Genomic DNA, 10977 nt, shown 5'->3' with positions numbered 1-10977 from the left:
CGAGGCCGACCACCCCCACGCGAGCGCCCCGTCCCGCGCTCCTGCACCGACGCGCCATGGCGGATTCCCACGTCCAACGCGTTCTGCACCCCGCCCTGCTCGGGCTGGTGGGGTTCTACCTGTTCCTGGCCCTCCAGAACCTCCTGGTGTGGGCCTCGGACAGCCGGATCCCGGCCGTGCTCGCGGCGGTGGCGACGGCGGCGGCCCTCTTCGTGCTCACCCGGCTCGCCCGTCCGGGGACCAGCGCCACCGGACCGGGCCGCGACCCGTCTCCCGCTCGAGCGACCCGTGCCCGTCCGAACGTCAGCGCCCACGCCGTCGGGCTCGCGGCCGGCCTCCTCGTTCTGGCGCATACGCTGCTCTGGATGAGCCGTGAGCCGCTCGCCGACCCCGCCACCCGTCTGTCCCTCCTGCTCGTCGGCGCCGGCCTGGTCTTCGTGTCCTACGGCTGGCTCACCGTCCTCGTGGCGGTGGTCTGGAGCGTCCTCGTGGGCGTCGCGGCCACGTCCGAATCCGTAGGTCTACCCGACAACGCGGTGCTCACACTCCTGGCGGCCACGGCCACGGCGCTGGTGGTGCAGCGCTTCCGTCAGCGCTCGGTCGCCCGGCTCCTCGATCTGGAGCAGGCCGCCGCCGCCGACCGCCAGGCACGCGAGGTGAGCGAGGAGCGCTACCGGCTCGCCGCCGAGGGATCCACGGACGGTCTGTACGACTGGGACCTCCGCACCGGGACGATGTTCTATTCGCCCCGCCTCCAGACCCTGATGGGCGTGGAGTCGGAGGTGACACCGGCCAGCTGGATGGAGCGGATCCATCCCGACGATCACACGCGCGTCCTCTCCGGGCTGGAGGCGCACTGGCGCGGGGAGACGACGCAGTTCGCCGAAGAGCATCGCATCCGCCAGCCCGACGGTACCTGGCGGTGGGTGCTGGCGCGGGGTGCCTCCCAGCGCGACGGGCAGGGCCGTGCCGTGCGCATGGCCGGCTCCGTGACCGACCTCTCCACCCGCGGCCTGTTCGATCCGTTGACCGGCCTGCCCAACCGCCGACTCCTCATCGACCGCCTGGAGCGCGCCCTCGCGGGCCGCACCCGCGACGGAGGGGACTTCTCCGTCCTGTTCGTGGATCTGGACCGCTTCAAGCTCGTCAACGACACGCTGGGCCATCCGGCGGGGGACGCCCTCCTGGTGGAGGCGGCCGCGCGCATCCAGACGTGCGTGCGGGCCAGCGACACCGTGGCTCGCCTCGGCGGCGACGAGTTCGTCGTGCTCCTGGAACGCGTGGACGTCCCGGACGGCGTCGTGGTCACCATCGATCGCATCCAGTCCAGGCTGGCCGAATCGGTGCGCGTCGGCGGTCGCGACCTGCACGTGCGGGCCAGCGTGGGCGCCGTGATGGACACCCGCGAATACGACGACCCGCTCGACCTCCTCCGCGACGCCGACACCGCCATGTACGAGGCCAAGCAACGCGGAGACCCGTGGGCGGTGTTCGATCTGGCGATGCGGCAGCGTCTGTCGGAGCGCTTGAGCCTCGAAGCGGAGTTGCACATGGCGCTGCGCTGCGAGCAGTTCGTGGTGCACTACCAACCGATCGTGGACATGGATTCCGAACGCGTGATCGGCTACGAGGCCCTGGTGCGGTGGGAGCATCCCGAACGCGGCCTCGTCCCGCCGGGCGTCTTCATCGAGGTGATGGAGGAGACCGGGCTCATCCTCGAGCTGGGTGAATGGGTTCTCCGCACCGCCTGCCGGGAGATCATGACCGCATTCCCCGGCACGGGCGCGGACCTGCCGTCTGTGAGCGTGAACGTGTCGCGGCGGCAGCTCCGGCCCACGTTCGCGCAGGAGGTGAAGGCCCTGCTGGACGAGGTCGGCTTCGATCCGCAGCGCTTGAAGCTGGAGATCACCGAGACCGCCATCCTGCAGCAGCCCGAGTTCGCCGTGGAAACCCTGCGGCAGCTGCGCGCACTCGGCATCCAGATCATGATGGATGACTTCGGCACCGGGCACTCGTCGTTGGGCGTGCTGCAGGTGCTGCCCATCGATCAGCTCAAGATCGATCGCTCCTTCATCCACCGCATCGGCGACGACGCCCAGGCCGCGGAGATGGTGCGGGCGATCATCGCCATGGGACGCGGATTGGGCCTGCGCATCGTCGCGGAAGGGGTGGAGACCCCCACGCAGCTCGATTCGCTGCGGAGCTTCGACTGCGACCTCGGTCAGGGCTTCCTGTTCGCCCGTCCCGCCGAGCTACCGGCCCTGTTGCGCCTCCAGCCGGTGTAGACCGGCCCTGCCCGCTGCGGGGCCTCCAACCCCGGGAGCCTTGGCGGAAGGCCACCGGCAGCCTCGATCGGCGCTCCAGGCGCCGCCGCATCCTGCAACGCGCTCCGGTTCGCGGAGAACGCCGCGGCTCAGCCCGGCGCTCGCTCCGCCTGGACATCGAAGCGGAAGGTGATCTCGTCGCGGACCTTCACGGTGCCGGCCACCGCACTCGGGGGATCGATCCCGTAGTCGCTGAGCCGCGCCTCGAACACCCCCGTCGCCCGCAGTCGCCCCGGCTCGGCCTCCGCCACCGTGACGTCCACCACCACCGGTCGGGTCACGCCCACCAGCGTCAGGGCACCCCGCACCCGCACGCCATCCTCCCTCGGCTCGATGGTCTCCGACCGGAACTCGATGGTGGGGAACTGCTCGGGACGAAGCACCTTGAGCTCCATGTCCCGCTGGATGGTCGCCAGATCCGACGAGTCGGCGGAGGTCAGCACCCGGACGCCGGCGGCTTCGATCACCAGGTGCACGGATGCGCGCTCCGGACGCGCCGCGTCCCAGGCGATGGTGCCCTGGAAGCGCTCGGCCCGCACCAGGTGGTCGTGTCCGAAGAAGGACAGCAGGCCGCTGCGGCGCGTCAGGACGTCCAGCTGCGAGCCTTCCACGACGTTCCAGACCGGAGGCCCGGGCTCGGCCTGGGCCTGCAGTCCGTACGGCGTCGCCGCGCCCACCAGGAGCAGCAGCGGCATGAAGAGGTGGAAGACCGAGCTCATCGGCGGGACCGCCTCATCGTCGGGACGGCTCATCGTCGGGGCCGACCTCAGAATCGCGCCGACAGCCACGAGATCCGCCACGCGGTGCGCTCACCCGGTGCATCCGGGAGCTGCACGCGCACCGGCATCGGCAGGGGCGCGCCGAGATCCAGGGCGCCGTCCTGCCAGCGCAGGAACGCCGAGGCCATCGCGTCCGGCTCCGGGCCGCCGCGGTCGGGCCCGTTCCGGGTCGTGGCTGCGCCGATGCCCAGACCCGCGACCGAGCCGAGGAGGGGGAGCAGGAGAGCGACCTTGTCGTCGTCGGGTTGGATGAGCAGATCGAGGCCGGCGCCGCCGAGCCCCCCCATCACACCGGCGATGCTGATCAGCCGCGCCCGGTTGCGGGAGAGGTTCCAGTTCCGACCCAGCAGCGCGGTGGCCACGAGCCCGGCATCGCCGCCGATCAGCGTACCCGCGAGCAGGGCGTCGTTCTCGAGGTCGACGAGGTAGGAGGTGGCGAAGCCGAACCACGTGCCCCACAGCGCCCCGAAGTTGACGGTGGTGGCGAGACCGTCCGAGATCGGCCGTCGCGAGAGCACGGTGCCGATGCCGATCCCGGCCAGCCCGCCCACGATGGCCGCGGTGACGGCTTCGCGGTCCCCGTCCTCCTCGAAGCAGAACTGGCCGCTCTCGTCGCAGATCTCGTCGATGCCGAGATCGGCGGCCAGCGCCCACCCCGCGCCCTGCCACGACCCCCAGGTGCCGCCGAAGGTGATGGCGCGGGCCTGTCCGCTGGACAGGGGACGGGAGCGGGCCAGGCTGCGGCCCGCGAGGAAGCCGGCGGGTCCTCCCAGCAGCAACCCGACGCCGTATGCCTCGGGCCCATCCGCGTCGGCCACCCAAGGGATGGCCCCCCCCAGCCACAACCCGTACAGCGTGGACCATACGGTCAGCTCGACGCGCCCGGGCGAACGGCGCTCCACGGGCACGCTCACCATGTGCGCCCGCGCCTCCGCGCCGGCTGGCGTGTCCCCGAAGCGCTCGATCAGGAGCTGGTAGAGGGCCTCCGCCACCTCCCAGCGTTCACGCGCCTCGAAGGTGCGCGCGGACTCCAACAGCACCGCGGCCGAATCCGCCCGGGAGACCTGGGCCGCCGCTGGCGCCGCCCCCGCCAACAGGAACGCCACCATCCCCACCACCACCCGCATCCGCATTCCGTTAGCCTCCGGCGCCCACGCGCCCGCTGACCATCCGTCGTCCCATCCGTCCCCCCAACGCCGCCGCGGCGAACTGGATCAACAGGGTCGCCAAGGCCACCGGCACCGATTCGGCGGCGGCGAACCCCCGCCCCGCACCGGTCAGATCGATCGCGAGCAGCACCACGATGCTCGTCAGCGTCAGCGCCACCGCGTGCAGGATCGGCGCCTCCGACCAGCGCAGCCCCACGAACAGCCCGGCCGCGAAGAAGCCGACGGCCACGGCCACCCCGAATCCGAGGGCATCCTGCCGCTCCGGACCCACCATCCCCGTTCCCACCAGGACCAGGAACGTCGCCGACGTGGTCGCGATCGCCACCAGCCAGCCGCCCAGCACCCAGCCAGGGTGCACGTTGCCCAGGTGCTCGGATTGCATCGCTCCCCTCCGGAAGTCGTGCGCCTCCCGGAAGGTACAGCCCCGGCACCGAAAGGTGCGGTCCGGCATTCGCCGCCCGTCGTGTAGGGCGATGCGGAGGGGAACGAGCGGGAGGCGCGGATCGGGACGGAGGGGCGGGCCGGCCCCCGCTGCCGGACACGGAGCCGGTGCTGCCGGCTACAGCCCTCCGCTGACCGACAGGCTGCGCAGCAACGTGCGCTTCTTGCGCTGATGCGCGTCCATGCGGCGCAGGATGTCGTCCAGCGTGGCGATCGCCTCGACGATGTACGGCCCCTTGTTCAGCATCACGCATTCCGCCCGGCCGCTCATGGCCGCGTCGGTGATCTCCGCTCGGGAGGGAAGGCCGCGCTTCGCGAGCGACTCCAGCACCTGCGTGGCCCAGATGGTCGGCAGGTGGGCCGCCTCCGCGATCCAGAGCAGCTCCTCCTGCACTTCCGCGAGACGTTCGAAGCCGGCCTCCACGGCCAGATCCCCCCGGGCGATCATCAGCCCGAGGCGCGGCCAGGAGAGGGCCTCGAACAAGATCGCGGGCAGATGCTCGAACGCGGCCACGGTCTCGATCTTGAGCACGAGCCCCAGGGAGTGTCCGTTGCGCTCCCGCAGACACTCCAGCACGTCCCGCACGTCCTCCGGGGTGCGGACGAACGAGAGGGAAACGGCGTCGGCGTGCTCCACGACGAAGTCCAGGGCCGCCCGATCCTCGGCGCCCAGCGCGGGCAGCGACAGCGCCGTCTCCGGAAGATTGATGCCCCGTCCTTCCTTCAGCTTGACGCCGTCGCGCCGGGCCCGGGTCACGTCCACGACGAGCCAGGAGCCTCCCGCTTCGGACACCCGCCCGGCCACCTTGCCGTCGTCGAGCGCCAGCGGCTGCCCCGCGCGCACGTCGCGGAATACCGCGTGCACGTCGCAGCGCACCCCGCCCACCGCCCCGGTCCGCGCCATGAGCGCCACAACGTCCCGATCCGCCACCATCGGTCCGACCAGGAGGAAGCGGTCCCCCCGGCCCACACGCACCGGTCCGGACGCTCCGACCACGGGTCCGGTCCTGAGCTTGGGACCGGGCAGATCCATGAACACCCGGACCGGCCGCTCCGGGCGCACGGCGCGCACGCGCTCCACCATCGCGCTCCAGACCGCGGGGTCGTCATGGGCGAGGTTGATGCGCGCCCCGTCCATCCCAGCCGCACCCATGTCGGAGACCAGGACGGCGTCGTCGGCCGCCTGCGTCGGCAGCGTCACCAGGATCCGGGTCGAGCGGCGCGGCGGCGGCGGTCCCAGGAGGGCATGGGCATGCGACGCCAGCAGCGCCGGGCCTTCGCGGAAGCCGACCGGCGGGAGCAGCGTCGAGGCCGGGAGCGTTCGTCCGAGCGCACGGGCGATCAGGCCGCGGACCCGCTCGAGGGCGACCAGGACGTGGGGCTCCGAGCGGCCCAGGGAAGACAGGCCCGCCCGCGCGAGCCGGTCCTGCAGCGGGCGGATATCGCGGCTCCGCAGGGCCAGGTAGTGGACCAGGTTGCGGGCCGACGCCCGCGATCCGGGAGCGGCCCGCAGGATGTCGGCGGAGTGACGCCGCTCCAGCGCCTCGACGGCCAGGCGCAGCGCATCCAGCTCGGCGGCCAGCGCCTCCAGGTAGGCAGGGTCCTGGGCCTCCTCGGCGGAGGGCGGCAGCGGGCGCGGGGCTTCGTCGGCGAGCATGGATGGGGTCCGGGAGAGGGTCCCCCGAAGCTCGACCTCCGGCCGGCGCGCGCAACAGAGGCTCCACGTAACCCGAACGTCACGAATCGGAGACGCCCCGTGTCGCCACCGGTTGCGTCGCCGCCTTCCGCGCCGCCTAATGGGGCACATGAGCCCAGACGGCAACGAAGCGATCCTGGCGCGGTGGCGCGGGCATCCCGCTCCCCTGCTCCCGATCCTGCACGCGCTGCACGAGCGGGACGGCCACCTGTCCGAGGAGGCCCTGCGCGCCGTGGCGCGCGGCCTGCGCATCCCCATCGCCGACCTCTACGGCACCGTCACGTTCTACCATCACTTCGCGCGGGAGCCGGAGGGGCTCGACCGACCCCGCGTGTGCACCGGCCCGGTCTGCCGCACCCGCGGCGCCGAGGAGGTGATGCAGGCCCTGGAGACCGCGGGTCGCCGCCCCCTGGCCATCCCCTGCCCGGGCCGCTGCGACGAGCCGGTGCCCGTCCTGACCCGCGACCGGGTGGAGGTGATGCACCCGGGCGGCGTGGTGTCCAGCGGTCCGACGCCCCTGCCGCCACCCCCGCCCGCGGGCAGCACCGAGTGCGTCTTCGCGCACATCCGCACGCCGGGGCGCGCGACCCTGGGGGGCTACCGCGGGAGCGGCGGTTATGCTGCGCTCGAACGGGTCCTGGGCACGCTGGGTCCGGCGGACGTCCTGGCCGAGGTGGAGCGCTCCCGCCTTGCCGGACGCGGCGGAGCGGGCTTTCCCACCGCGCGCAAATGGAAGGCGGTGGCAGAGGCGGAAGGCGCGCCGAAGACGGTCGTCTGCAATGCGGACGAAGGTGAGCCGGGCTGCTTCAAGGACCGGGTGCTGATGGACCACGATCCCTTCGCCGTGCTCGAGGGGATGACGCTCGCCGGGTACGCGACCGGCGCGCCCCGCGGCTTTCTCTACCTGCGCTACGAGTACCCGGAGACGATGCGCATCCTGGAGGAGGCGATCACGGCCGCCGAGCGCGCGGGCCTCCTGGGCGAGGACATCCTGGGCTCCGGCTTCTCCTTCCGCATCCATCTGCGGCGCGGCGCCGGGGCCTACATCTGCGGGGAGGAGACGTCCCTCCTCAACTCCCTGGAGGGCAAGCATCCCTTTCCGCGGAACCGTCCTCCGTTCCCCGTCACGCACGGGTTCGAGGGCACGCCCACCGCGGTCAACAACGTGGAGACGCTGGCCTCCGTACCGCCCATCCTGGTGCACGGGGGCGCCTGGTACGCCGACCTCGGGCTGGGGGAGCACGCGGGTACCAAGCTCATCAGCCTGTCCGGCGACATCGCCCGCCCCGGCAACTACGAGGTGCCGATCGGGCTGCCGCTCCGGACGCTGCTGCAGGAGTGGGCGGGTGGTCCCCACGCCGGGCGGGCCATCCAGGCCGTCACCATGGCGGGCCTGTCGGGCGGCTTCCTCGGGGGGGCCGACCTGGACACCGTCACCCTGGACGAGCCGTCCATCCGGTCGAAGGGCGGCTTCCTGGGCGCAGGCGGCATCATGGTCTTCGACGACACGCGGGACATGGTGGCCGTGGCCCGGGACGCCATGGAGTTCTTCGCGGAGGAGTCCTGCGGGAAGTGCTTCCCCTGCCGCATCGGCACGCAGCGGCTGGTGGAGCGGCTCTCCGGTCGGGGCCCCTCCACCCTGGACGCGTGGGTGGACGAGGTCGCCGACCTGAACGAGACGATGAAGAAGACGAGCGCGTGCGGCCTGGGTCAGGCCGCGCCTTTGATCACCGAGAGCCTGCTCCGGTATTTTCCCGAGCAGGTCGCCCATCACGTGGGCCGTAGCGGGAACGGATCCCGCCCGGCCGGGAGGCAGGGATGATCGCGAACGCCAACGGAAGCAACGGTCGGACGCCCACGTTCACGCTGGACGGCGAGAAGGTCGACTTCCGCCCGGGCGAGACGATCCTGGAGGTGGCGGAGCGGCACGCCCGCGACATCCCCACGCTCTGCTACGACCCCAGGCTGGATCCGTTCGGCGGGTGTCGCCTGTGCGTCGTCGAGGTCGAGGGGTCGCGCAATCCGGTGGCATCCTGCACGACGCGCGCGGAGCCCGGCATGGTGGTGCGTACGCGCACGGCCAGCCTGGAGATGCATCGCCGCGTCCTCATGGAGATGGTGGCCTCCGAGAACCGCGACACGGATGTCGACCCGTTGTCCGGCTACGCCTCGCAGGAGATGGCGACGCTGCTCGACCGCTACGAGGCCCGCTCCGGTCGCTTCGAAGGCGCGCGCTCGGGCACGAGCCGACCGGACGATCCCAATCCGTTCATCCTGCGCGACTACGAGAACTGCATCTCCTGCTACCGCTGCGTGCGCGTGTGCGCCGAGCAGGAGGGCGACTATGCCATCTCCATCCAGGGCCGGGGGTTCCACACCCAGATCACCACCGAGTTCGGGGGCTGGCTCAAGGATTCGTCCTGCACGTTCTGCGGACAGTGCGTGCAGACGTGTCCCACCGGCGCGCTCGGCGACCTCAAGGCCCTGGCCCGAAAGGACGTGCCCGGAGAGACCGAGAGCACGCGCACGATCTGCCCGTACTGCGGGGTGGGCTGCTCCGTCGACCTGCAGACCCGAGGCGACGTGCTCGTCGGCGTGCTGCCGGCCATGGACGGCCCGGCCAACAAGGGCGCGCTGTGCGTGAAGGGGCAGTTCGCCTTCGACTTCGTGCAGCACCCGGACCGGCTCAAGACACCGTTCGTGCGCGGCGAGGACGGGCAGCTGCGCCCCGCCACGTGGGACGAGGCGCTCGACCGCGCCGCCGAAGGTCTGGGGCGGGTGGTCGCCGAGCACGGCCGCCACGCCGTCTACGGCGTGGCCTCGGGCCGCGCGCCGCACGAGGCCGCCTACATGATGCAGCGCTTCATGCGGGCGGGGCTCGGCACCAACAACATCGACAACTGCAGCCGTGCCTGACACGCTCCCACAGTCGCCGGTCTGGCGGCCACGATCGGGAGAGGGGCCATGTCGAACCCGCTGGTCGACATGGAGAAGCCGGATGTCATCTTCTGCATCGGCACCAACATGACGGAGTGCCACCCCGTCGCTGCGACCCGCCTCAAGCGGGCGCTGGCGCGGGGGGCCCGCATGATCGTGGCCGATCCGCGCCGGATCGGCCTGGCGGACCTGGCGGATCTGTGGCTGCCCATCCGGGTGGGATCGGATACCGCGCTGCTCCTGGCCATGGCGCACGTCATCGCGCGCGAGGGCCTGGTGGACCGTGGTTTCGTCGAAGGCCGCACCCGCGAGGCCGAAGCCTTCCTCGAGCACGTGAAGGACTTCACGCCGGAATGGGCCGCGCCCATCTGCGAGGTGCCCGCGGCCGACATCGAGCGCGCGGCGTTGTGGTACGCGCAGGCCGAGCGCGGAGCCATCTACTACACGTTGGGCATCACCGAGCACATCTGCGGCGTCGAGAACGTGCAGAGCCTGTGCAACCTCGCGCTCATGACGGGCCACATCGGCCGTGAGGGCACCGGGGTGAACCCGATGCGCGGCCAGAACAACATCCAGGGAGCCGGGGACTGCGGCGCGCTGCCCAACAACTACGCCGGCTTCCAGTCCGTCACCGATCCTGCGAACCAGGCGAAGTTCGAGCGCGTCTACGGCCGCGCCACCGACCTCGAGAAGGGCATGACCAAGGTCACGGCGCTCGAGCTGGCCGGGGACCGGATCCGCGCCATGCTCATCGACGGCGAGAACACGGTGGTCTCCGATCCCGACCGCCAGCACTGCCAGCACGCGCTGGAGAGCCTCGATTGCCTGGTGGTCATCGACATCTTCATGACCGAGACGGCCGCGCTGGCGGATGTGGTCTTCCCGGCCAGCGCCTGGGCCGAGACGGACGGCGTCTGCACCAACACGGAGCGGCGCGTACAGCGCCTGCGGGCCGCCGTGCCGCCTCCCGGAGAGGCCCGTCCGGACTGGTGGATCATCGACCAGCTCGCGCAGCGCATGGGCTTCCAGGGCTTCGGCTTCGCCTCCGCCAAGGAGGTTTTCAACGAGCTGTGCGCGGTGTCGCCGATCTATGCCGGGCTCGACTGGGACCGGATCGAACACGGCGAGTACCAGTGGCCCGTGCCCGAGCCCGGCCATCCCGGCACGCCCCGCCTGCACGAGGAGGACTTCCCGATCGAGGGCGGACGCGGGCTGTTCAAGCTCGTGCGCTACCGCGATCCGGCCGAGACGATCTCGTCCGACTACCCGGTGTGGCTCACCACCGGGCGACGCCTGGCGTCCTACCATACCCGCACCCAGACCGGACGCGCAGCCGGCATCGACTACCTCCTGCCGGAGGAGGTGCTCGAGGTCCATCCGGATGACGTGGCGGCCTGGGGCCTCGCGGACGGAGGCTGGGCCGAGCTCGCCAGCCCCCGCGGGTGCGTCAACATCCGGGTCAGGGCCACGAACCGCTCGCCACGGGGCACGGTCTTCGCATCCTTCAGCTTCAACGACGTGCCGGTGAACAACCTCACCGGAGGCGGCTACGATCCGGTCACGCACACGGCCGAGCTCAAGGTCTGCCCCGTACGCGTGACGCCGGCCCCCTGAGCGCCGGTCCCGACCGC

Annotated in this window: 7 protein-coding genes; 3 read left to right on the top strand and 4 right to left on the bottom strand. The window is 71.7% G+C overall.

The features are described from left to right. Positions 1-56: 56 nt before the first annotated feature. Entirely contained in the window at positions 57-2285 is a 2229-nt protein-coding gene (locus R3E98_00565) for an EAL domain-containing protein (protein ID MEZ4421872.1), read from the top strand. Positions 2286-2413: 128 nt separating this feature from the next. Here the strand turns inward: R3E98_00565 and R3E98_00560 are convergent, their stop codons facing one another. From R3E98_00560 to R3E98_00545, 4 genes are all read right to left on the bottom strand, one after another. Continuing rightward, a complete protein-coding gene (locus tag R3E98_00560) occupies positions 2414-3076 on the bottom strand; it encodes a YceI family protein (GenBank protein MEZ4421871.1) in 663 nt (220 codons plus the stop codon). A gap of 14 nt (positions 3077-3090) precedes the next feature. Then, positions 3091-4236, bottom strand: coding sequence for a hypothetical protein (locus R3E98_00555; GenBank protein MEZ4421870.1), 1146 nt, complete (start codon positions 4234-4236; stop codon positions 3091-3093). A 4-nt stretch (positions 4237-4240) separates the two neighbouring features. Further along, on the bottom strand, positions 4241-4654 hold the full coding sequence (locus R3E98_00550; protein MEZ4421869.1) for a hypothetical protein: 414 nt from the start codon (positions 4652-4654) through the stop codon (positions 4241-4243). A 177-nt stretch (positions 4655-4831) separates the two neighbouring features. Continuing rightward, positions 4832-6370: a pyruvate kinase gene (locus R3E98_00545; GenBank protein MEZ4421868.1), complete on the bottom strand. Its 1539-nt coding sequence runs from the start codon at positions 6368-6370 to the stop codon at positions 4832-4834. 148 nt (positions 6371-6518) lie between these two features. Here R3E98_00545 and R3E98_00540 point away from each other — a divergent pair, with 148 nt between their 5' ends. Both R3E98_00540 and fdhF read left to right on the top strand, forming a co-directional pair. Further along, a complete protein-coding gene (locus R3E98_00540; GenBank protein ID MEZ4421867.1) occupies positions 6519-8231 on the top strand; it encodes an NADH-ubiquinone oxidoreductase-F iron-sulfur binding region domain-containing protein in 1713 nt (570 codons plus the stop codon). Then, the gene (fdhF, locus tag R3E98_00535) at positions 8228-10960 is read left to right on the top strand and encodes a formate dehydrogenase subunit alpha (protein MEZ4421866.1); all 2733 of its coding nucleotides are present in this window, start codon (positions 8228-8230) and stop codon (positions 10958-10960) included. Before R3E98_00540 ends, fdhF begins: the two co-directional genes overlap by 4 nt. Positions 10961-10977: the final 17 nt, after the last annotated feature.

The sequence above is a fragment of the Gemmatimonadota bacterium genome, assembly GCA_041390125.1.
Classification (GTDB): domain Bacteria; phylum Gemmatimonadota; class Gemmatimonadetes; order Longimicrobiales; family Gaopeijiaceae; genus JAGQIF01.
This window is presented reverse-complemented; position numbering and strand designations above follow the sequence as displayed.

Excerpts from the sequence above, each read along its gene's own strand:
- R3E98_00565 (MEZ4421872.1), top strand. The coding sequence starts at position 57 with ATGGCGGATTCCCACGTCCAACGCGTTCTGCACCCCGCCCTGCTCGGG.
- R3E98_00560 (MEZ4421871.1), bottom strand. The coding sequence starts at position 3,076 with ATGAGCCGTCCCGACGATGAGGCGGTCCCGCCGATGAGCTCGGTCTTC.
- R3E98_00555 (MEZ4421870.1), bottom strand. The coding sequence starts at position 4,236 with ATGCGGATGCGGGTGGTGGTGGGGATGGTGGCGTTCCTGTTGGCGGGG.
- R3E98_00550 (MEZ4421869.1), bottom strand. The coding sequence starts at position 4,654 with ATGCAATCCGAGCACCTGGGCAACGTGCACCCTGGCTGGGTGCTGGGC.
- R3E98_00545 (MEZ4421868.1), bottom strand. The coding sequence starts at position 6,370 with ATGCTCGCCGACGAAGCCCCGCGCCCGCTGCCGCCCTCCGCCGAGGAG.
- R3E98_00540 (MEZ4421867.1), top strand. The coding sequence starts at position 6,519 with ATGAGCCCAGACGGCAACGAAGCGATCCTGGCGCGGTGGCGCGGGCAT.